Below are 22,644 nucleotides of genomic sequence, written 5' to 3'. Positions count from 1 at the left end.
GGTCCCTTTTTTAATTATAATCATTTATATTAATCAATGTTTTTTACAAGTATCCAACCTGTATATTTTATCGGAGTTTTTTCTTTATTAGGTTCATTCCAGCTGATGTCAAACCAATAACTTCCAGTAGGTACTTTTCGGCCTACCATGGTTCCGTCCCATTTGTAGCTGTTTGTTTTATTTCCTTCATGGATCTTACTTCCGTAACGGTCAAAAATACTGAATTTAAAATCCGGTTTGTAAGCCAGTGCCGAATAATCAAGAATATCATTTATCCCATCTCCGTTAGGCGTGATGACATTCACTAAATTCGGAATGGTAACTTCTGTGGAAATAGGCGTGCATCCGTAATTGTCTTTTACATAAAAAACCAGACCTCCCCTCGGTATATTTGTGAACACATTAGAATCCTGCCAGTTGATGTTGTCGGTTGAGTATTGGTATGGTTCCGTTCCTCCGATGGCGTGTATGGTAACGGTATTATTTGATACCTCGATATTTGAGATAACCGGCTGTTCGGACGGGTATACTTTTACGTTTTGTCTTGTGACGCATTCTCCGGTCTTCAAGTCTACCCAATACGTACCCACTGTCACATTATTGATCGATTGCGTTGTCGCCCCGGTGCTCCATTGATACCCGTCAAATCCTGGTCCTGCGTCGAGTGTTGTAGTCTTTTCCATGCAAATAATTTTGTCTTTTAAAATATCAGAATGCGCAGGAGGAAGTACAACCAGCGTTATTTTCGCAATTCTGAAACATAAACTTGTTATACTTACTTTTACAAAGACAACTCCGTTTGGAGCAATGTATGCAGCGGGATTAAGAATTTCATTCGTTCCGTTTTGTGCATCGGTAATAGATGGGTAATATTTTTTTGTAACTCCCTGGCTTGAAGTTACAGGAGCGGTCGCCAGGTTGAATGAAGCCGTCGAAGGATTGGAGATTAATGAACATGATCTTAAAATAACATCGTTTGCCGTTGGACTTGCTGAAACTGTTAAGTTCAGAGTTACCTGTTCACAATCTGGAAATTCCGGATCATTTCCGCAGAATTTATAAACAATGGTGTCGTTTCCTAAAAATCCTGGGTTTGGTGTATAAATAATTGCTCCGTTAGGATTAATCACTGCCGTTCCGTTTACAGGCGGTGTTATAATGATTACCGTATTGGGAACATAAGTCTGTGTAGAATTGGTAAATTCAGGGATTATGGTGTGGAAGGCCTCACACAGGATCATGCTTTTTGTTGTTTGCTGTAAGCACTTATACGCCTTATATACCGGTGTTATTGCCGGAGTACAAGAGCCCATCGTAACTTTTACGGTATAGTTTCCGGAAACTGTAGGTGTATAGCTGTAGGAATTGGCTCCCGAAACAGGAACTCCGTTTCGGTACCACTGATAGGTGTCATAGCTGTCCGCAACTTCCAGTATTAGTCCGGGAATACAGTCTCCCGTTTTTTTTGTAATTAACGGAATAGAAGAGAAGCCTGCAAAATATCCTCCATATCCTGCGGTACTATATCCCCCGTTTACTCCTGCAGTTACGGCTTTTGTTGAGGTAACGGTTACGTTTCCTGTAATTCCTGGAATGGCGTAGGTGACCCATTGAGAATTTCCGGTAAGGGGATAAGGTCCCTGTGCGGCAGTAGGTGTCACACCGTTTACAGTAACAGCAGCTCCTGCTTCTGTCAAAATATTAAGTTTCAGATTGATGGCAGATGTGATATATGGCATCTGATTGATATTTCCAATTTCATCAATTTTTCTTGGAAGAAAACAGTTCAACGGTGGTATATAATTATATCCGCCGGTATTATTAGCTGCTCCTGCTCCCACCAACTGATACAGATACACATTCTTTGTCGTTCTTACATACAGATTAAAATGTCCTCCTCCCTGATTTTTATATTGATTGGCAAGAATCCTGTAATAGTCTCCTTCATTAATGGTAGCAACAGGTGTCGTAGAATCATTCAGATAGATATCGGTGCCATTTTCGGTGCCAATTATAATTCCTCCTTCCATGTTTGCAGTGCTGGTAGAAATACTTTTTACCATGGCAAATTCATTGCCGAGGCGTTCTGTAGGAACGGACTGATCCATAATAAGATCAGAGCCGTCGACGGTTCCCGTGGCATAGAAACCATTCGCATTTCCATTTGTTACACATACTGGTTTGGTTGATTCTATCTTCGCTCCGATAAATCCTTCTTTATTAGCGGGCACATCGGTATTCCCGGTAAGAATATAAGATTGTCCTTTATTTAATGTAACAGTGAGTGTAGAGGGTGTGGGAGTAGGGATGTTTGTAAATTGTACGTTAGGATCGTACCCGGATACGGTAACAACCGTGTTGTTCTCTGTAGCCATGATCCCTGTGGTAAAATTATATAAGGTACCGGTTGCTGTAAGAGGAGCGGCTGCTGCATAGAATTTAGTGCCAATCCCTGCTTTGCCCTTAGAGGTAATGATTTCGCCATGCGAAATTATAGCGACTCTTAATGATACAAAATAGGGTTTGTCGCCTTTTGTGTAAAGTCCCACATTAATAGGAACTCCGGCATTGGATGTTCCTACGACTCTTATTTTACTAAAATGTAAATTGAAAACCTGTGGCGACCCTTTGCTGATCGTTACTGTGCCGATAATGTCATTATGACTATAAATCTTTACTTCGAATGGAACTACGGAGTCTGTAGAGAAATATAATGCATGTTTATAGCTCGAGCCTGTTTTATCAAAATACGGTGCAAACCAATGCTCAGTATCTTTTTGAGCAAAGGTAATATTAATGCCAAAGAGCAATAATAAAAAGGCAAATAAATTTTTTTTCATAACAAGTAAATTAAGACTAATGCAAAAATAAAACATTATTTTAATACAATCCTTATAAAAAATAGAAAAAAACTATATAATTAATACCACAATATTCATATAATTGTTAAATTCGTTATTTCGTTTGATTGATAATAAATAGTACTACATCAAAGTCATTAATATTTTTGTATATTGCGAGATTTTTTTAGAAATAAATGAGGTCGTTCAGTGTTAATTAGCAGTTATTTTAAATAAAAAAGGCTGTCTCAAGGACAGCCAAAATATATGTATTTGGTATTTATCAGTCTATATTTTTCACTAATATCCAACCTGTATATTTAACTGGAGTTTTTTCTTTATTAGGTTCATTCCAATTAATATGATACCAGTATGTTCCGGTTATCAATTTTTTATCATAATGCTTCCCGTCCCATTTGTAATTATTGAATTTATCTCCTGTGAATATCTTATTTCCATATCTGTCGTAAACAACAAATGAAAGATTGTCTTTGTAAGAAAGTTCGCTATAATCGATAAAGTCATTTTTATTATCGCCGTTAGGGGTAATTGCATTAATAAGGTTTGGTACGGTTATCTCAACAGAAACCGGTGTACAGTTGTATGCATCTTTTACATAGAACACGTGCTGTCCTCTTGTAAGCCCGGTGAATACATTGGAATCCTGCCAGTTGGTTGGCGAATCTACAGCATATTGATAAGGCCCTTTACCTCCTGTTACATGAACAGTTACCGTATTATTTGATATTTCAATTTCACTAATAACCGGAGTATCTGCTTTTTTCACGTATACCATCTGTTTTACAAAGCATCCGTTATCTTCAAGGATTACCCAGTATTCACCTACGGAAACACCTTCCAGTACCTGTGTGGTTGCTCCGGTATTCCATTCATAAGAAGCATATCCCGGTCCGGCGTCAAGATTGGTTCTTCCGTCGATACAGATGATTTTATCAGTAAGAATCGCAGATCTTTTCGGAGGAATAACTTTCAGATTAACCTTAGCAATAGAATAACACTGATTACTATTGTAAACTCTCACATAGGCAGTCCCGTTTCCGGAGATATAAGTGTCTGCGTTCAGGATTTCGTTGGTTCCGTTACTTGCATCCACAAATGTAGGATAATACTTTTTCGTAACCGGACTTTCTGTTGTTACGCTGGCAATAGTAAGATCAAATTTTGCCTTACCTTCATCAGTTTCAAGGAAACACTCACTTAAAGTTGCTTCTGTTACTACAGGCGAAGGGAAGAATGCTAGTGTTATTTTGGCATTTCCAACACAACCTTCATTAGTAGTTACTTGTACGTATACAAATCCTTCCGCCGAAAAATAATTGGTTGGATTAGTGATCAGGTTGGTTCCTGCATTAAGATCTGCCAGCGTAGGGTAGAATTTCTTGGTGACAGGATTGTATAATGTTACAATAGCTGTTGTCAGATCAAAGAATCCTTTTCCGTTATATTGGCATGCTTTAATGGTGGTATCGGTTAAAATGAAAGGAACAACATTTAGATTTAAAGTTACATGTTCACAATCAATAAACTCAGTAGCGTTACCGCAGAACTGATAAACAATAGTGTCCGCACCTAAATAGCCTGGATTCGGAATGTAGGTGATTTGCCCTGTTGAAGGGTTCAGTGTTGCTGTTCCATGTGCAGGATAAGTAAGAATAGTTACAGTGCTTGCCACAGGAGTCTGTGTTGTGTTGAATGAAAATGCAGGTGTAATTACTTTAGTAGCACATACATTGAGGCTGGTTGTCGTATTGGTTACACATGAGAACACCTTGTAGATAGGAGTGGTTACAGGAGGACAAGTTCCCATTGTCACTTTTACCGTATAATTTCCTGCCTGAGTCGGAGTATATACATTTTGCGTAGCACCCGGAATTGCGACATCATTTAAAAACCACTGATAGGTCTCAAAACTATCATCAACTTCAAGAACAATTCCCGGAACACAGTCTCCGGTTTGTTTGGCAATTACCGGAACAGATGAAAATCCTGCAAAATATCCTCCATATCCAACAACTCCGCTTCCTCCTGCAATACCTGCTGTTACTGCTTTTGTAGAGTTTACCGTAATATTACCGGATAGTCCTGCAATGGAGTAGGATACCCATGCTGAAGTTCCCTGCACAGGATATGGACCCTGTGCTGCAGTTGGTGTAACCGGAGCTCCTGCTCCGACGGTATAGGTAACAGTAGCTCCAGCTTCTGTAAGTATATTTAATTTAATATCATTTGAAACGCCATTCAGGTCATTGATTAAAGCAATCTCATCAATCTTTCGCGGTAAGAAGCAGTTCAAAGGCGGAATATAATTATATCCTAAAGTTGCAATACTGGTTGCTAGACCTGCAAGAAGCTGGTAAACATATACATTTTTAGAAGTTTTAATGTACATGTTATAATGTTCGTTACCCTGATTGATATAATTAACGTTATTGGCGGGAGCTCCGGCATTGGGACCGTTTACTCTGTAAAATTGTCCCTCATTAAGGGTTGCTACTACCGGGCCGCCGTTGATGCGTACTTCTGTGTTGTTTTCAGTAGCAATGATCAGGGCGTCTTCCATCTGGGCGGAAACGTTACCATTTCCCTTTACCAAAACAAATTCATTTCCTAATCGTTCTACCGGAACGGATTGGTCCATAATGATATCCGAGCTTCCTCCTACAGCTCCCCATGCAAACTGGCCGTTAAAGTTACCGTTGGTTACGGATACAGGCTTGTCGGCTTCAATTTTTGCCCCAATGAATCCGGTGGCATTTCCGGACTGGTTTCCTACTCCTTCGATAATATAAGATTGTCCTTTATTAAGGGTAAAAGACATAGATGGAGTGGTAGCTCCCGTAGTGCCGTTTGAAAATACAACACTTGGAGAATATCCTGAAACGGTAACAACCGTATTGTTTTCTGTTGCAAGGATTCCCGTCGTGAAGTTGTAAATGCCCCCTCCGCTGATATCCGTGATCGGTGCAGCTGCTGCATAAAACTTTTTACCGATTCCGGCTTTTCCTTTAGAGGTTATAACTTCGCCGTGACTTGGAACCGAAATTCTAAAATTGGCATAATAAGGTTTGGAGCCTTTTGTGTAAATGCCCTTAGTGATCGGTGTGAAGGCATCAGCCTGGAGTGATGTAACGATATTCGAGTTTCCGGCGGTTATAGGAAGATTGTATATTACAGGACTTCCTTTAACAATATTCACGGTAGCAATTACGGTGTTATTATTGTAAATATCCACATCAAAAGGAACCGTGGAATCGGTAGAGAAATAGATGGACTGGCTGTTTGCGCCACCGGTTAAACCTGTTTTGTTTTTCATCGGTGCAAACCAATGTTCCGTATCTCTCTGTGCAAAAAAAGTATTAACTGCAAAAAGCATTAATACGAAAGATAATAGAAATCTTTTCATATGGTATGGATTATGATTTCTACAAAAATAAACTATTATTCAATATATTGTTAAAAAAACATTAAAAAGTTGTTTTTATTCACGATTTTTAATTAAAAGCCATCCGGAATAGGAAACCGGTAATTTCGTGTCAGGCTCCGTCCATTTCAGCACGTACCAATAAGTTCCCGTAGACAATGGTCTCCCGTTCACCTTTCCATCCCAGATATAATTTTTATCAGAAGACTTGTAGACAGGAGCTCCATAGCGGTCTACAACTTCTATGGAAACATTTTGTTTAATTTTAAGATCTGAATAATTCAGAACATCATTAATCCCGTCTCCATTTGGGGTAATTGCATTGATCAGGTTTAAAACTAAAAACTCTTTTATCACGGGAGAGCATTGGTCTGCACCCAGAACATAAGCGGTGTGTAAGCCTCTTGATAAGCCTGTAAATATATTAGAAGTCTGATAATCAATTCCGTTTAAAGAATATTGATAGGGAGGTGTTCCGCCGGAAACGGAAACTGTTGCATTGTAACCTGATACTTCAATTTTAGTAATTGTTGGAGAGGCTGAAGTGGTCACATTTACCGTCTGACGGTATATACACCCGTTGAATTCGAGATCTACATAGTAGCTTCCCGTGCCCACATTTACGGTTTGTGTTGTTACACCTGTACTCCATTTGTAAGAGGTAAAGCCGGGACCCGCATCTAAGATAACTTTTTCTCCATCACAGACAATTTGATCTTTCAAAACATCAGATTTTTTCGGAGCTTTTAAAAGTATTGTTAAAACACCTGTGATTGGGCACTCTGTTGCGCTCGTAAATCTTATATAAAAGATAGTTGAAGATGCGGTAATAACCTGTGCTGGAGATATAGAATTAGTTCCGGCCTGTGCATTGGCTAACGTAGTGTGGAATGTTAGGGTTACACCTGCATTATTGGTAAACAGGTTTTTATAATCATTTAAATTTACACTTTCGGAGCCATTAATGTCATTATCACAGATATCTGTGGTTGCTGAAGTAGCCAGTAATGGAATTCTGTTGCCTATTTTAAAATTTATCTGTCCGAAAGCAGGCGGGCAGTTTCCTGTAACTGCATCTACACGAACATATACTGTTGTATTGGCCGTATAACTCCAGTTGGCTGGCAGGTTATTGGTATTTCCTGCATTGGCATCTGTCTGCTGAAGATAATATCTTACGTTAACGACAGCAGGATTGGTTACAATTGCGGAGGTAACTGTTGTAAAATTTACATTCACAATTCCGTCAAAATTATCATCACATAATGTTGCATTGAAATTTCCAGTATTTACAGAAGGTGAAGGATTAGTTATTAACGTGATTTGTGCAGTCTTTATGCATCCGTACTGAGAGGTAACGTTGGCATAAACTGTTCCTGCGGGGCTGTTATAATTTGCAGGATTAGCTATCGGGGTGCCGGTTAATGCTGCATTGGTAAAATACTGAACTGTAGTTCCGGAATCCGGAGTAACGTTTACTGAGGTAAGATCAAATATTCCGTTTCCGTTTGAATCGGTACACGATGTTAATGATCCGTTTGACGTTTGTAAAACATCTATATTGATAATAATTTTAAAATATTCAAAATCAGTAGGATTTCCGTTGCCTTCAGCATAGTAAATAAAGCTATCTGTGGTGTCTGCCGTAAGACCTGGATTAGGTGTATAGGTGATTTGCCCTGTTACAGGATTTACGGTTGCTGTTCCTGAAGTTGGTGCCAGAATAATACTTGTATTGGCAGGCACTATCGTCTGAGTCGATGTTGTAAAAGCAGGAGAAATAACTTTGGTATTGCATGAACCGATATTATAGGTTGTTGTCGTAATGGGTGGACACAGCGTGTAATTGTAGCCGGTAGTTAATTTTGACTCACAGTTATTTTTAGTAACGAGGCAGGTGTATGTTCCTGCTCCGTATAATTCAGGGTTAATAGAATATGAGGTTGCACCCGGAATAGGATTTCCGTTGAGGTACCATTGATAAGCATCATAGGTGTTGTCCACCTGCAAAAGAATTCCCAGGTAGCAGTCGCCGGTTTTTGAAATAACGGGCACTGATGAAAATCCGGCAAAATAACCACCGTATCCTACGGCGCCACTACCGGCAGCAATTCCTGCTGTAACAGATTTATTGGAGTTTACCGTAATGGTTCCTGAAACGCTTGGAATAGAATAGGTTACCCAATTTGGGTTGCCGTTCACAGGAACCGGACCGTATATCGCATTAATGGCGTTTCCGTTTAAAGTGACATTGGCGCCGGTTTGGGTAATGATGTTGAGCCTTGTGCTGTATGCCTGGTTTCCGATTTTATTAATAAAACCGATCTCATCAATTTTATTGGGAAGGAAACAACTTAAAGGCGGAATAAAATTCATTCCTCCGGTAGGAAACTCGTTTCCGCCGGAAACTCCTGCCAAAAATTGATATACATAAGCATTTTTACTGGTGGAAATTCCCATATTATATATTCCGTTTCCCTGATTGATGTAATTGCTGCTCGGGATCATGTAATATTGTCCTTCATTTAGAGTGATCCCTAAATTGACTCCATTAACCGTAATTTGGGTGTTGTTTTCTGTGGCAATTACCATTGCCGACTCCATTGGTGAGTTTCCGGAGCCGTTACCTTTTACTACTACGAAATCTTTTCCAAGCCTGTCTACCGGCACTGCCTGGTCCATCAGGATGTCATTATTGGTAAGGCCATTCGCGGGATAATGCATTCCGTTAAAATTTCCATTCGTCACGGAAATTGGTTTTGTGGCTACTATTTTGGCACCAATCAGTCCGTCAAGATTAAACGGGCTGTCTGCGGCACGTACATCCATAATATAGGATTGTCCCTTATTTAGCGTGAAAGTCTTTGTGGGGGTGGAGGAACCATCGGAAAAAATAACGTTTGGATTATATCCGGAAACGATTACTGCTGTATTGTCTTCGGTGGCTGTAATACCTATTGTCGAACTGATGATGGGCACGCTTATATTCGGAGAATCACTGTTATTCGGAGCCATCCCTGCATAAAAAGTAGTTCCCAGTCCAGCCAATCCTTTGGATGTGATAATTTCTGCGTGATTCTGAAGAGAAAATCTGTAATTCGCAAAAAACTTTTTAGGTCCTTTTACATACATTCCCATAGAGTTAGGGATGAAAAGGTCCTGCTGATCAGTGGTGATGAGAAAAGAATCCGGAATTGTTACTTCCACAGGGTTGCCTTTGCTTACCTGTACTGTTGTATATAATGTATTGTCATTAAAAATCTGAACATTAAAGGGACTTGTCTCGTTTGTAGAAAGATATAGGTAACCTTGCAGTGCGCTGTTTCCGACTTTTGATGCCATAGGAGCAAACCAGTGGTCCGTATCAAGCTGCGCATTGCATAATAAACAAAAAAAAGTACAAATAGTTAGTAGAAGTTTTTTCATTTTTGTCAATAAGGGATGCAAATGTAAGTATTAAAAATCAATTATTTATATAAATTTAACGGGTGTGATGTATAAAATGCAAGATTGCTGAATATTTAATATATTTTTAATGTATCAAAAGATCTTATAATTGGGAAATGAAAAATCCCGGTGACCAGCACCGGGATTATATGTTCTAAATCTGGATAGAATTATAAGCTTACTCTTACGAATCCTGTTACTTTAAGATCTGCATTTACAGATTTTACATAATCAGCAACAGTGATGCTTCCATCTTTAATGAAAGCCTGGTGTACCAATGTGTTGTCTTTGTAAAATCTCTGCATTTTACCTTTAAGGATGTTTTCGATAATGTTTTCCGGTTTCCCTTCTTTAATAAGAAGTTCTCTTTCGATTTCCAATTCCTTATCGATAGTTGCCTGAGAAACAGAAGTTTCGTCAAGAGCGATTGGGTTCATAGCAGCTACCTGCATAGAAACAGCTTTAGCCGCTTCGGAAGCTCCTTCTACATTAGCAGAAAGAGAAGTGATAGCAGCGATTTTGTTTCCAGCGTGGATGTAAGCTCCTAAGAAAGGCCCTTCAATTCTTTCGAATGCACCGATTTCGATTTTTTCACCGATTACACCTGTCTGCTCAACTAATTTTTCAGCAACAGTAATTCCGTGGAAATCTGTAGCCAAAAGTTCTTCTTTTGTAGCAGCAAAGATCGCCATTTCAGCAAGTTCGTAAGCCAGTTCAATAAAAGCTTCGTTTTTACCAACGAAGTCAGTTTCGCAGTTTAAAGAAATAACAGCACCTAGCGTGTTGTCTTCGTTCACTCTTGCGATCACTGCCCCTTCAGTAGATTCTCTGTCTGCTCTGTTTGCAGCTACTTTCTGTCCTTTTTTTCTAAGGATATCTACTGCTTTTTCGAAATCTCCTTCAGCTTCTACTAAAGCTTTTTTGCAGTCCATCATACCTGCACCTGTTTGGTTTCTCAATTTTGCTACGTCTGCAGCAGCTGGTGTATAAGACATAATATCTATTTTTTTTTATTTAAGATTCGTATTAATTTTTAGCTTACTTTTAAAGCTGCGCAAAGATAATGATTTTAATGATAAACTAAAAAATGACTTTTTGCGTTATTTATATTATTTAATAATTTTTAAATGTCTCTTTAATGAAAAAAATATTTCTCCTCATATTTTTATGCATATTTACCCTTGGTTTTTCACAGAAAAAGAAAAAGGCAAAATCGAAAGCCATTGTTGAAAAGGAAACGGTTATCATTTATACTGAAAGTGATGCGGAAAGTACTGCTGAAGCCAGAGTTGTTGCAGGATTCCTTAAGCAGAATCCCGGACACGCCAAAACGGATTATTTCAAAAGAAAACTTATGCAGATCGTCATGGCAAATAATTCTCCGGAGGCTAAGCCAACGATAAAAACGTTAAGTGAAGATAAGATCAAACAGATGGTGATTGATAACAATAATCTTAACAAAGGGAAAGCCATAGCTGCTAATACGGGTGCGGCAACGCCTGAAAGAACTGTGAATTACGCCAGTGTTACGGGAACTACCAGTAAAAAATCGGGGGCAAGTGAGCAGCACAAAAAAACGGCAGCAATGCTTACCCATATGTTTAATAATGATCCCATGGATAAGGAAGCATACATCAATATCAAAAATAAATCGAAGTGCAATCTTATCGTAAAAATCAACGGAAAAAAATATTATAATCTTGATGTTCCGGCAAACGGGCAGAATTTTCTGCTGGTTGAAAAAGGAGAATACATTCTTACAACAATGGTTTGCGATGCAAAGTACTCATCCTTAAAAAAGATCAATAAAGATATTGAAATCGAGTTGAACCTCAGAGAAGATTAAAAGCATATCATAAAAAAAGCCGGTTAAGAAATTTCTTAGCCGGCTTTTTTATGTTATCCTTTAAATTGCCCCATGGCAATGAATTTATCCTGTCTTTGGGTTTCAAGTTCCTGTCCTGTGAATTTTGAGAAGGCTTTGATGTTCTGTAAAATCGAAGTCTTCAGATTCTGGAAAGTGCCTGCCGGATCATAATGTGCTCCTCCAAGAGGTTCTTCAATAATACCGTCAATGAATTTTTCTCTTAAAGCATCTTTCGGGGTAAGATTCAAAGCATTGGCTGCATCTTCCTTGTGGTCCCAGTTTCTCCAAAGGATGGATGAACAGCTTTCCGGTGCAATTACCGTATACCAGGTGTTTTCCAGCATGTATACTTTATTTCCTACACCAATTCCTAGTGCTCCGCCACTGGCACCTTCGCCGATGATATAAGTAAAGATCGGCGTTTTAAGCTGAACCATTTCAAAAATGTTTCTTGCAATGGCTTCACCCTGGCCTCTTTCTTCAGCTTCCAGTCCGGGATAAGCTCCCGGTGTGTCTACCAAAGTTACCACCGGAATCTGAAACTTTTCAGCAAGTTTCATCAGTCGAAGCGCTTTTCTGTATCCTTCAGGATTCGGCATTCCGAACCTTCTGTGTTGTCTTTCTTTTGTAGTTCTTCCTTTCTGAGTACCGATTACCATCACTTTCTGTCCGTCCAGTGTAAGTAAGCCACCTACCATTGCCGGGTCATCAGCGAAATTTCTGTCTCCGTGAAGTTCAAGGAAGCTGCCTTTATCCGCCATTCCGTTGATATAATCTAATGCGTAAGGACGATCCGGGTGACGGGACAGTTGTACTCTCTGCCAAGGCGTAAGATTACTGTAGATTTCTTTTTTCTTTTCTAAAATCTTATCCTCGATTTGGCTACATGCTAATTTTACATCAACACCACTTTCTTCTCCTACTAAAGAACAGGTCTGAAGTTGATCCATTAGCTCTTTTATAGGAAGTTCGAAACTTAAATATTCCATTTCTTGAAGTAAATTAAATCTTTCAAATTTATGAAAAATTATATGAATCTATTTAAAATTATTAATTGCATTGTTTATTCTGGAGATAGTTTCCTCTTTTCCAAGAAGTTCCATGATATCCGGAACGTCCGGACCTTTTAGTTCTCCTACTAAAGACAGACGCAGAGGCATCATCACTTTACCCATTCCCAGACCTTTGTTTTCCGCGAAATCATGCATAGCCTGCTTCAGGTTTTCAGCATTAAATTCCGTGCTTTCCAAATGAGAAGCCAATTCCCCTAAAATAGCAGAAGTTTGATCGTTCCATGCTTTTTTTGAGGCTTTTTCATCATAAGAAACAGGTGCTTCAAAGAAAAATTTTCCTTTTTCGTTATCAAGGGTAAGATCTTCTACAAACGTTAACCTTTCTTTCATTAAGGAAATTATTTTAAGTAATTTTTCATCTGAAAGCGTTGTGCTAAAACCTGATTTTTTTAAAATTTCAAGCAATTCCTGATCAGATTTTTGCTGGATATACTGATGGTTGAACCATTCTGCTTTTTCTTTGCTGAATCTCGCACCGGCTTTATGAACTTTATTTAAATCAAATTCTTTTGCCATTTCGTCCAGGGATAAAATTTCTTTATCATCTGCAGGCGACCACCCTAAAAGAGCCACCATATTGATAAATGCTTCCGGAAGATATCCGCTTTCCCGGTATCCTTTAGAAATATGCCCTGTAACAGGATCCGTAAAATTTAACGGAAATACGGGAAACCCGAATTTATCGCCGTCTCTTTTGCTCAGTTTACCCTTGCCTTCAGGTTTTAATATCAAAGAAAGGTGTGCGAACTGTGGAGCTTCCCAACCCATTGCTTCATATAATAAAGTATGCAGACCTAAAGATGGCAGCCATTCTTCACCACGGATCACATGGGAAATTTCCATTTCGTGGTCATCGATGATGTTGGCAAAATGATAGGTTGGCATTCCGTCATTTTTTACCAGAACTTTATCATCTAAAGTATTGGTATTAACAGAGAACTTTCCACGGATAATGTCTTCAAGGTTCAGCGTTCTGTCTACCGGCATTTTGAATCTTACCACATACGGTGTTTTTTCGTCGAGCAGCCTCTTTACTTCTTCTTCAGAAAGAGCCAGGCTGTTTCTTAGCTGGTTTCTTGTTCTGTTGTCATAAGAGAAGACATCACCTCTGGTTTCGTATTCTGCACGGATGGCATCCAGTTCTTCCGCAGTGTCGAAAGCGATATAGGCATAATCCGTTTTTAGGATCTGTTCCGTATGCCGGTCATAAATATCTCTTCTTTCAGACTGTCGGTACGGAGCAAATTTTCCTCCTTTTTTAGGGCTTTCATCGGCTATAATCCCGCACCATTCTAAAGCTTCTTCGATATATTCTTCTGCACCTTCAACATATCTGGCGGTGTCGGTATCTTCAATTCTCAATACAAATTCGCCACCTTGGTTTTTAGCAAAAAGATAATCATATAATGCGGTTCTTACGCCCCCCAAATGTAATGGTCCCGTAGGACTTGGAGCAAAACGTACTCTTACTTTCTCCATTTTCAATTTAATTTTATGCAAATTTACTTAAAAATATACGGTTTTAAGAATGTTTAATAGATGGTTTGCTTGCTTTTTTGATCCGAATATTTACTTTTGTATAATAAAAAAAGCCTTAAATTATGTTAGAAATAGGGGAGAGACCTTGGGGAAAATATTATGTATTGGCAGATGAACCGAATTACAAACTGAAAAGAATTGAAGTGAATCCGGGGCAGAAGCTTTCTTACCAGTACCATCATAAAAGACAGGAGCAGTGGACCATTATCGAAGGTGATGCTACGGTGGTTCTGGATGATAAAGAGATCAGTTTAAAATATGGAGAAAGTATTTTCATCCCTCTTGGTGCAAAGCACAGAATGATGAATCTGTCCGATAAGCCTGTTGTATTTATTGAAGTGCAGACCGGGACTTATTTCGGGGAAGATGATATTGTGAGGATTGAGGATGAATATGACAGAAATTAATCTTTAGTAAATAAAAAACGGCTGTCCGGAATTGTGACAGCCTTTTTTAAAACAGACTTTTCAGCCAAAGTTTCATTTTCTTGGTAGCTGAAAGGTTAAGCTTAAGTTCCGGTTGCGGAAACTTCTTTTCAAATGCTTTTATAAAATCATCAATATTTTCTGCAGGAAAAAAGGAAAGCTGATGCCAGTCTGAAGGAGAAAGCGGATGGAAATCAATGAATTCAGTATGGTTTTCGGAACGGATGCTTTTCCAGAATTCAAAAAATTTCATAGTGTCAAAATCATTTTTGTGTCCCCAGTTCATTATTTTTTCAAGGATTTCATTTTCATCTCTTGCCCATGACTGATGAATGAGACGATATTCGAGTGACAATGTTCGTCCGGTATTGGTTCTTCTGGCATAATTGTATTTTGGATAGTTGGTGATAAGAAAGCATTTTTCTTCAAATGGTTCAATAATATAAAAACCACTTTCATCATGCCGGAATAAGGTTACCCAATCTACCTGAAAATTGATAGGATTTTTTTCCGGATGTGCTAAAAGATATTGGTGTTTTCTTAAAAATTGAGAGAGCTTTTTAAAGTCATAAGCATATTCATCACCGTCAATTTGCATATGCCATCCGCCATTACCCATTTTTTCGGCCATCATATTTCTTTGCCTTGTTTCGAGATCCATCGGAGCAGTACCTTCAATGTAGAATTTATCTTTGTACAATATGATTTTATGCTGCGTATCGAGACTTTTTATTTCTGAAAAAAAGCTTTCCGGAATATATATATCATTGCCTGCCCATGTTTTATTGTTTTCGTCATAGCTGATAACAATACGGTCTACGTGATCATAAATTTGTTTTACAGAAGTAAAAATATAAGAGTAATCATAAGATAGGAGATAGCCTGCTTTGATAATGTTTTTTTTGTCTCTCATAATAAATGCTTATTTTCGTTAGCCGGAAAAGGCGGGACAAAATAATAAATTAAAAATGGGAATTAAAAGATTTTTTAAAAATAAAATCAAGGATCGTAATTTTATTAAGCATAAGAGAAAACTTAAGATTAATCATTATGATTTAGATTTTTTTGAGAACTATGTTTTTAATTTTACCAAATGCGAAAATCCTGAAGTTTCCATTATTATCCCCGTTTACAACCAGATAAGATACACCTTAAACTGCCTTTACACCATCGATCAGTTTGACCGTGATATTCAAAAGGAAATTATCATCATCAATGATAAAAGTACAGATCATACTTTAGAATATTTAAAAAAGATTAACGGAATAACCGTTATTGATAACCCGGAAAACCTTGGTTTCCTCAGAAATGTTAATAAGGGCATTCATGCGGCAAAAGGAGAATATGTCTACCTGCTGAACAACGACGTTGAAGTTCAGGAAAATTATTTGTCCAGCCTTCTGAATGTTTTCAGTAATAAAGATAACGTTGGAGCCGTAGGTTCTAAAATGATTTTCGCGGATAATACGCTGCAGGAAGCAGGCTGTCTTATTTTTGAAAATACAGAAATTGTAAACCTGGGAAGATGTGAGGCGATTGATACTCCAAAATATAATTTTTTAAGAAAGGTAGATTATTGTTCCGGATGCAGTTTATTGTTTAAAAGAGTAGACGGTAGCGGAAATCTTAATCTTCTGGATGAGGCTTTTCTGCCTGCTTATTATGAAGAAACCGATCTTTGCCAGCGTTTGAAGTATGAGCAGGGTCTGGATATTTATTATCAGCCGGGTTCCGAAATTATTCATTTTGAAAATATATCTTACACAGGCAAAGACAATGGTAAAGAACTGCTGCTTCAGAAGAACAGGGAAATCTTTATGAGCAGATGGAATCAATATTTTACCAATACAAGATTTCTTGATAAAGGAAATACCAATAATCTCAATGCTTTTTATAAAAAGCCAAACGTTCTGATTCTTGAAGAACTTATTCCGAAGCCGGATAAAGATTCCGGTTCCAGGAGATTTTTGGAAATCATAAAAATTCTTCAGAAAAATCAACACAGAATAATTTTAGCGGTAAAACAGCTTAACGACGAAGATGATGTATATGTGAATTTTTTCAGAGGCATCGGTGTTGAAGTCTGTAAAGATTTTGTCAATGCACAGGATAAGATAATAAAAGTTAAAGATCAGGTGCAGGAAGCGCTTCAATTTGTAGATATTGTATGGATCTTCAGACCGACGGGTTTTGACTTTTGGTATAAAATGATTCAGGAAAAACTTGCCGGACAGAAAATAATTTATGATATGGTAGACCTTCATTATCTGAGAATGGAGAGGGAAAATGAATATATCGCCATCACAAAAGACCGTAAAAAAGAAATGAAATTCTTTCGGGAAACTGAATATGCTGCCATGAAGACAGCAGATGTTGTCGTTTCCATCAGTGATGAGGAAAAGAGAATTGTTTCCGGCCAGGGTATTCAGAATGAGAAAATATTTACTGTAAGTAATATTCATGAGCCGGTGAAGACTCAGGAAGTAGCATATTCTCAAAGAGAAGGCCTTTTATTTATAGGCGGTTTTTACCATATGCCTAATATGGATGCCGTAAAATTCTTATATGAAAACATAATGCCTTTAGTTTGGGCTAAAGATGCTTCAATTAAAATTAATATACTCGGACCGGATTTTCCTGAGGAAATAAAACAACAATATAATTCAGACCGCTTCTGTATTCTGGGATATCAGAAAAGTGTTGATTACTGGTTTGAAAACTCAAGAATTTTTGTAGCACCGCTGAGGTACGGAGCCGGTGTTAAAGGTAAAATAGGCCAGGCTCTGGAATTTTCCCTGCCCGTAGTAACAACGGAGATCGGTGCAGAAGGAATGGGTCTTGTGGATGGAGTGACCGCTTTGGTATCGGGAAATAATGCAGAACATTTTGCAGATAAAATCCTGGAACTTTACCACAATGAAAAACTCTGGAATGCGCTTCACCAAAACAGCACCCAGCCTCTCGAAAAATTTTCTGTAAAACAGCAGGATCAAAATATTAAAAGTATGTTCGAATATTTAGGATTCAAATAAAGCTGTGATTATTTTATAATTTCCCTGATCCAATTGCTAAAGCCATACTTTTCCACAATTTCCTCAGGGAGTTTATGATAAGGTTTTTTCAAAAACAGCTCAATGTTTTTATAATTGTCGTTTTCAACGATAAAGATATTATCAGGATGATAAAAGTCGTAGTTTTTTACCATAACATTATCGGTAATTACCTTTTTTTGATAATAAAGCCCTTCGAAAAACCTTATGGAAAGCCCGTTATGTAAAGGATCAACAAAATCCAGGAGAATGTCTGAATTTTTTACATGCTCCAGGTTTTTCTCAAAAGTGATCCTGTCTTTAATGTAGGTGATTTTGCTGTTTTTACGTTCAGGTTCTTTAAAATACTGAATGAATATTGAAAGATGTACGTTAGAACCGGAAACCTCATTAATAAATCTGTCGATTTTTTCTTCCCTGCTTTTCCAATACAGTCCAACGAAATAAAGATTGGGATTTTCAGTATTGTATGGTTTGTAAAACGGAGGAAGATGATCAAAGTAAAAATTAGTGATCTGCTTGATATTGTGCTGGTTTCTTACTTCTTCAAAACAGAAGAAAGTATCAAATAAATTGAAATATTTTTTAACCTCAGGAAACTTTTCAATCCCGTCCCACTGGTAGGCGATCAGTTTCGACGTTCTTTCTTTCAGTTTTTTTATGAATGAAACCGGAAAATTATCAGGACGTATCACCAGAATATAATCCAGTTTTCCTTCTATTGCGGAAAGCTGGTGACCCAGTTCTTCCTTAAAATGACGATTGATGAGGTTTTGCTTATAGCTCTTATTCCTGAAAATATTTTTGATAAAAAAGTTTTTAATACTTTCGAGTCCTCTGTATTTAAATTCCGAAACCTTATCTGTAATAAGAAAAGGTTCAAAGCCTGCTTTTTTAAGATTATCAACAAAAAGCTGTGGAAAATCTGAATAATCAGGCATTATCAAAAGAAATTTTTCCTTTTTTATCATTTTAAATTTGAATTGAAAAGACGGAACATGATGATTCTGAAATGTTTTCTAAGGCTGTTGACCGGACTGTTGAAATATTCTTTTTTTATCGTGTCAGGATCTTTTAAACTGATTGTATTCAGATATTTAAAGTAAACTTTCTCAATGTTTTTCAGGTTAATTGCATCATTGAACTCGGGATTTACTTCCTTAAATGTCTTTTCCATTTCCCGCACTGCAGCATCGGAATAGTTGGAATCATTTTTAAAGTTTCCGATAATTATTTTTTTCAGATAAGCAATATAATAGGCACTGATATTATTATTCGGATATTTAATATAGTAATTATTATAAATGGTCTTAATAACACTCAGATAGCCCAGGAGGTTTTTATCGCTTTTCTTTTTGGTGATCGACTGCGCATTGTCAACGGTATACAGATAAGTGATTTCAGGAATGAATGTTATGTTTTTTGCCCTGAACATGGTTTCGAAAAACCACAATTCATCTTCATGATAGATCCCGCTCAAAAACTTCAGATGATTTTCCCGGATAAATGATTTTCTGTATAGCTTGTTCTGTGCGATAGGGCTTAAACCTTCGGTCATATTTTTGATAAGAACTTCAGAGTGCTCATTGGCAATCAATTGCTTTTCGGATGGATGGGGCAACGATGAGATGTTTTCTTTTCTGTCCCATGAATAGGTTGCTGTTTTTCCAACAATAATATCTTCTTTACCGGTATAAACCGAAACGAGGGTTTCAATAGCTTTTGGAGGAAGGAGATCGTCACTGTCACAGAAAAAAATAAAATCTCCTTTAGCTTTTTCCAGCCCGAAATTCCTTGTATCAGAAAGCCCTTTATTCTGCTGGTCATATATTTCAAATCTTTCATCAGGAAAATTTTTAATAATTTCCAGCGTATTGTCCGTGCTTCCGTCATTGATCAGAATGCACTGAATGTTTTTATAAGTCTGATTCTTAATGCTTAAAAGCACTTCATGCATGTAATGCGAGGCATTGTAACAAGGAACAATAATGCTTACTGAAAGGTTCATGTTAAATAATTTTTTTCAGGGTTTCGTTTACCGCTTCGGTTGAAAAAGGACGAAGGCTGTCCACCGAGTTTTCACTAAGGGTATTCCACAGGGTTTCATCATTATTCAGTTGGATGATGGCTTCTGCAAATGATTTTTCATCATTGGCTATCAGAACATTTTTTTTGTTGACCAGCTGCATGCCTTCAGCACCGATATCAGTAGTTACAACAGGTAAAAAATATTCAAAGGCCTGGCCTATTTTGCCCTTAACACCTGCCCCGAATCTTAGTGGTGCTACCATCAATTTAGATGTCATGAAATGCTGCTCAATACTTTCCACAAATCCTAAGAATTTGAATTTCGGGTATAGCTTCAGATCAAGCTTATCTGCCACATTTCCGATAACGTTTACTTCAAGCTCCGGATTTTCTTTCCAGACCAGTGGCATTATTTTTTCATATAAAAATTTTACCGAATCAATATTGGGTTCGTGAATCGAACCGATGAATACAATCCCTCTGCTTGACGCAAAATTATTCCTTTCCGAAATATCAATTTTAGGATAATGTATATTGGAAATGGTAAGGATTTTTCTTTCATCAGCATACTTTCGCATGATCTCTTTTTCTTTATCGGAAATAGCAATTATGTAATCCAGCTGCGGCGCAACAACCGTTTCCAGACGATAAAAGTGCTTGTAATTTTTCTTTAATGAAATACGGTTCGGTTCAATCTCGATCGCTCTCTTATATCGTAAAAAATGAATATCCACCATATCATAGATGAATTTTGCAGCAGGCAGGATATTTTTTATTTTCCGGTAAAACAGATTCAGTGCCAATGGCCCGTTGAACCATACAAAGTCTACTTTTTTAAAGTCATTAAGAAATTCATAGAGGCTTTTGTACTTGTTGTTTTCCGTGAATACAATCACACCATGCTCCTTATAAAATTTAACATAAGGATCGTCTTCAAAAATGTGAGGTGAGAAAAGAATACAATTGAAACCGAGCTTTTTATAAATCAGGATAATTTCTTTGAGCCTGTTGGATCCGGAATCCTTATCATGGGAAGGAATATCTCTGGATGCAAATAAAATGGTTTTTTTTGAGGGGTCAAAAGAGGTTATGTTAATAATCTCCTGTGTATTTAGAATTTTGAGTTTTTCTTTTCTTTTAAAGTGTTTTTTAATTCTCTTTATAATTCCCATGATTAAGTTTTTTTGTTGAGCCCGAACACTTTATCCGTCCAATGTTCCAGGGTGTAGCTGTAATAAATTTCTTCCGGAACTTTTTCGTAAGGTGTCTCAAAAAAAGATTTTTCCAGATTACTGCATGTTTCGTTTAAAACCAGAATATTCTGAGGGTTATAAAAATCATACCTTTTGATCAGTTCATTATCCGTAATGATTTTCTTTTCTAAAGCCAATGCTTCAAACACCCTGAAACTCAGTCCATATTGATTTTCACGGGTAAGATCAAGCAAAGCTCGCGAATTTTTATAATATTCGGGAAGTTTTTTATGACTTATTTTTTTAATGCTGAATAGGATGTGCAGATTTTCCGGTATTTTAATGAATGCGTTTTTCAGCTGATGTTTCCAGCCCTTTTTCCCGATAACAATAATCTGAAATTTAGATCGCAGCTGAAACAGCCTTTTGGTGAGCTGTTTAATGAATTCTACTCTTTTATTATCGTAAGAAGTGATGTAAAAAAGATCCATCTCAGGATGCTGGTTTTCACAGGGACAAAATGGAAGGTATATATAATTGGTGAGTTTTTCAAAGCCATATTTTTCCACATCGGCAATATCAAATGAAAAAATTTTATCGAAAAGATCCAGTTTTTCCTTATCAACGACTACGCGGTCCAGGCTGTCATAAAGATAGGTAATAAGGCGGCTGGTATATTTTCTGATTTCCTGAAGAGTAGACAGATCAAAAGTATCCGGATTCATTACAAGGATCTGGTCCTGATGCCCCAGCTGCTGAAGAGAATCGGTGACAAACCGTTGTCTTTTTTCCGTTTTCAGATTTTTGTTGAGAAAAATTTTGCTTACGGCATTCTTCGCCCGCTCACTAAAATTAGAATGGGTTACATCGGCAATTTTAATGTGATGGGCATCTATATTTTTAGAACGTAAAGCATCAACTATATAGTGGTCATATCCCCAGAAATCGAAACTAATTACACAGATTTTCATTCAGTCAGTTTGCTCCTTTTTTAATGATTCATAAGTTTCAAAAACACTTAAGGACTGTAGATAGGAAAGCTGGTAGCCTTCTTTTCCGTCAAGAATACCTAAACGCAAAATGTATGCCTTAAAAAATTTAAAAGCTGTTTTTGAATACTGTGCTGCGAGACTGTATTTTCTTCCCTTTGCTGCCAGTTCCTGTCCTTTCAGAATTCCGTAATGAATCATTTTTGATTTATAGGATTCATAATCACTAACGGAAAAGTGGAGAAGTTTATTCTTCATTGTTCCTGTCGTTCCGTTAACGTGCAGTGTTTCATGAACTTTTTTTCCGCTGATATATCGGGCTTTTGACTTTCTGAAAAGCCTGAAATTCTTATCGGTTTGTGTTCCTGAATAATGGATGGGTTTGCCTGCAAAATAGAATTTTCTGTAAAAATAATAGGCATCCTTCTGCACCGGTTTTTTTAATTCCTTCAAAATTTCTTTTTTTAAAGGCGCAGTGATTCTCTCATCTCCGTCCAGAAACAATACCCAATCATTTTTTGCGGCATCCAAAGCAATATTTCTTTGCTTTGTAAAATCCTCAAACGCATTTTGAATTATTTTTACTTTAGAAAATTGCTGTGCGATTTCTATCGTTTTGTCTGTGCTGAAAGAATCTACTACAATAATTTCATCACAGAAATCAAAGCACTCCAGCACTTCCTGAATGTTTTTTTCTTCGTTATACGTTATGATTAAACCGCTTACATTCATCATAACCTGTTCTACCATT

The 22,644-nt window shown here is 37.4% G+C and carries 15 protein-coding genes; 3 read left to right on the top strand and 12 right to left on the bottom strand.

All coding sequences use genetic code 11. The features are described from left to right. Positions 1 to 29: 29 nt before the first annotated feature. From U9K52_RS15400 to tsf, 4 genes are all read right to left on the bottom strand, one after another. Positions 30 to 2,840: a T9SS type B sorting domain-containing protein gene (locus U9K52_RS15400; RefSeq protein ID WP_322927269.1), complete on the bottom strand. Its 2,811-nt coding sequence runs from the start codon at positions 2,838 to 2,840 to the stop codon at positions 30 to 32. Between the two features lie 283 nt (positions 2,841 to 3,123). Next, a complete protein-coding gene (locus U9K52_RS15395; protein ID WP_263602158.1) occupies positions 3,124 to 6,264 on the bottom strand; it encodes a gliding motility-associated C-terminal domain-containing protein in 3,141 nt (1,046 codons plus the stop codon). A 75-nt stretch (positions 6,265 to 6,339) separates the two neighbouring features. Further along, entirely contained in the window at positions 6,340 to 9,708 is a 3,369-nt protein-coding gene (locus U9K52_RS15390; RefSeq protein WP_322927268.1) for a T9SS type B sorting domain-containing protein, read from the bottom strand. Positions 9,709 to 9,899: 191 nt separating this feature from the next. Further along, on the bottom strand, positions 9,900 to 10,724 hold the full coding sequence (gene tsf, locus U9K52_RS15385; protein WP_248388651.1) for a translation elongation factor Ts: 825 nt from the start codon (positions 10,722 to 10,724) through the stop codon (positions 9,900 to 9,902). Positions 10,725 to 10,867: 143 nt separating this feature from the next. Between tsf and U9K52_RS15380 the strand changes: the two genes are divergently transcribed. Further along, entirely contained in the window at positions 10,868 to 11,575 is a 708-nt protein-coding gene (locus tag U9K52_RS15380) for a DUF6759 domain-containing protein (RefSeq protein ID WP_322927267.1), read from the top strand. A 53-nt stretch (positions 11,576 to 11,628) separates the two neighbouring features. Here the strand turns inward: U9K52_RS15380 and U9K52_RS15375 are convergent, their stop codons facing one another. Both U9K52_RS15375 and gltX read right to left on the bottom strand, forming a co-directional pair. Further along, positions 11,629 to 12,585: an acetyl-CoA carboxylase carboxyltransferase subunit alpha gene (locus tag U9K52_RS15375; protein ID WP_248388647.1), complete on the bottom strand. Its 957-nt coding sequence runs from the start codon at positions 12,583 to 12,585 to the stop codon at positions 11,629 to 11,631. Positions 12,586 to 12,633: 48 nt separating this feature from the next. Continuing rightward, the gene (gltX, locus tag U9K52_RS15370; RefSeq protein ID WP_322927265.1) at positions 12,634 to 14,148 is read right to left on the bottom strand and encodes a glutamate--tRNA ligase; all 1,515 of its coding nucleotides are present in this window, start codon (positions 14,146 to 14,148) and stop codon (positions 12,634 to 12,636) included. 122 nt (positions 14,149 to 14,270) lie between these two features. Here gltX and U9K52_RS15365 point away from each other — a divergent pair, with 122 nt between their 5' ends. Further along, positions 14,271 to 14,615: a phosphomannose isomerase type II C-terminal cupin domain gene (locus U9K52_RS15365; RefSeq protein ID WP_248388643.1), complete on the top strand. Its 345-nt coding sequence runs from the start codon at positions 14,271 to 14,273 to the stop codon at positions 14,613 to 14,615. A 46-nt stretch (positions 14,616 to 14,661) separates the two neighbouring features. Here U9K52_RS15365 and U9K52_RS15360 read toward each other — a convergent pair whose 3' ends face one another. Further along, positions 14,662 to 15,546, bottom strand: coding sequence for a hypothetical protein (locus U9K52_RS15360; RefSeq protein ID WP_263602163.1), 885 nt, complete (start codon positions 15,544 to 15,546; stop codon positions 14,662 to 14,664). A gap of 55 nt (positions 15,547 to 15,601) precedes the next feature. Between U9K52_RS15360 and U9K52_RS15355 the strand changes: the two genes are divergently transcribed. Then, entirely contained in the window at positions 15,602 to 17,665 is a 2,064-nt protein-coding gene (locus tag U9K52_RS15355) for a glycosyltransferase (RefSeq protein ID WP_322927263.1), read from the top strand. An 8-nt stretch (positions 17,666 to 17,673) separates the two neighbouring features. Here the strand turns inward: U9K52_RS15355 and U9K52_RS15350 are convergent, their stop codons facing one another. From U9K52_RS15350 to U9K52_RS15330, 5 genes are read right to left on the bottom strand one after another with little or no spacing between them, the layout of a single operon-like run. Further along, a complete protein-coding gene (locus U9K52_RS15350; RefSeq protein WP_322927262.1) occupies positions 17,674 to 18,624 on the bottom strand; it encodes a hypothetical protein in 951 nt (316 codons plus the stop codon). A 26-nt stretch (positions 18,625 to 18,650) separates the two neighbouring features. Next, positions 18,651 to 19,691: a glycosyltransferase family 2 protein gene (locus U9K52_RS15345; RefSeq protein WP_322927261.1), complete on the bottom strand. Its 1,041-nt coding sequence runs from the start codon at positions 19,689 to 19,691 to the stop codon at positions 18,651 to 18,653. Between the two features lies 1 nt (position 19,692). Continuing rightward, a complete protein-coding gene (locus U9K52_RS15340) occupies positions 19,693 to 20,883 on the bottom strand; it encodes a glycosyltransferase (RefSeq protein WP_322927260.1) in 1,191 nt (396 codons plus the stop codon). 2 nt (positions 20,884 to 20,885) lie between these two features. Next, positions 20,886 to 21,875: a hypothetical protein gene (locus tag U9K52_RS15335; protein WP_322927259.1), complete on the bottom strand. Its 990-nt coding sequence runs from the start codon at positions 21,873 to 21,875 to the stop codon at positions 20,886 to 20,888. Further along, entirely contained in the window at positions 21,876 to 22,643 is a 768-nt protein-coding gene (locus U9K52_RS15330; RefSeq protein ID WP_322927258.1) for a glycosyltransferase family 2 protein, read from the bottom strand. Position 22,644 lies beyond the last annotated feature (1 nt).

Source organism: Chryseobacterium sp. MHB01, assembly GCF_034651565.1.
Lineage (GTDB): Bacteria > Bacteroidota > Bacteroidia > Flavobacteriales > Weeksellaceae > Chryseobacterium > Chryseobacterium nepalense.
The sequence above is the reverse complement of the archived record's forward strand: the minus strand, read 5'-3'. Positions and strand labels throughout refer to the sequence as shown.

Coding starts and splice junctions, on each gene's coding strand:
- U9K52_RS15350 (WP_322927262.1), bottom strand. CDS start 18,624: ATGCCTGATTATTCAGATTTTCCACAGCTTTTTGTTGATAATCTTAAA.
- U9K52_RS15360 (WP_263602163.1), bottom strand. CDS start 15,546: ATGAGAGACAAAAAAAACATTATCAAAGCAGGCTATCTCCTATCTTAT.
- U9K52_RS15355 (WP_322927263.1), top strand. CDS start 15,602: ATGGGAATTAAAAGATTTTTTAAAAATAAAATCAAGGATCGTAATTTT.
- U9K52_RS15340 (WP_322927260.1), bottom strand. CDS start 20,883: ATGGGAATTATAAAGAGAATTAAAAAACACTTTAAAAGAAAAGAAAAA.
- U9K52_RS15345 (WP_322927261.1), bottom strand. CDS start 19,691: ATGAACCTTTCAGTAAGCATTATTGTTCCTTGTTACAATGCCTCGCAT.
- tsf (WP_248388651.1), bottom strand. CDS start 10,724: ATGTCTTATACACCAGCTGCTGCAGACGTAGCAAAATTGAGAAACCAA.
- U9K52_RS15400 (WP_322927269.1), bottom strand. CDS start 2,840: ATGAAAAAAAATTTATTTGCCTTTTTATTATTGCTCTTTGGCATTAAT.
- U9K52_RS15390 (WP_322927268.1), bottom strand. CDS start 9,708: ATGAAAAAACTTCTACTAACTATTTGTACTTTTTTTTGTTTATTATGC.
- U9K52_RS15380 (WP_322927267.1), top strand. CDS start 10,868: ATGAAAAAAATATTTCTCCTCATATTTTTATGCATATTTACCCTTGGT.
- gltX (WP_322927265.1), bottom strand. CDS start 14,148: ATGGAGAAAGTAAGAGTACGTTTTGCTCCAAGTCCTACGGGACCATTA.
- U9K52_RS15375 (WP_248388647.1), bottom strand. CDS start 12,585: ATGGAATATTTAAGTTTCGAACTTCCTATAAAAGAGCTAATGGATCAA.
- U9K52_RS15330 (WP_322927258.1), bottom strand. CDS start 22,643: ATGGTAGAACAGGTTATGATGAATGTAAGCGGTTTAATCATAACGTAT.
- U9K52_RS15395 (WP_263602158.1), bottom strand. CDS start 6,264: ATGAAAAGATTTCTATTATCTTTCGTATTAATGCTTTTTGCAGTTAAT.
- U9K52_RS15335 (WP_322927259.1), bottom strand. CDS start 21,875: ATGAAAATCTGTGTAATTAGTTTCGATTTCTGGGGATATGACCACTAT.
- U9K52_RS15365 (WP_248388643.1), top strand. CDS start 14,271: ATGTTAGAAATAGGGGAGAGACCTTGGGGAAAATATTATGTATTGGCA.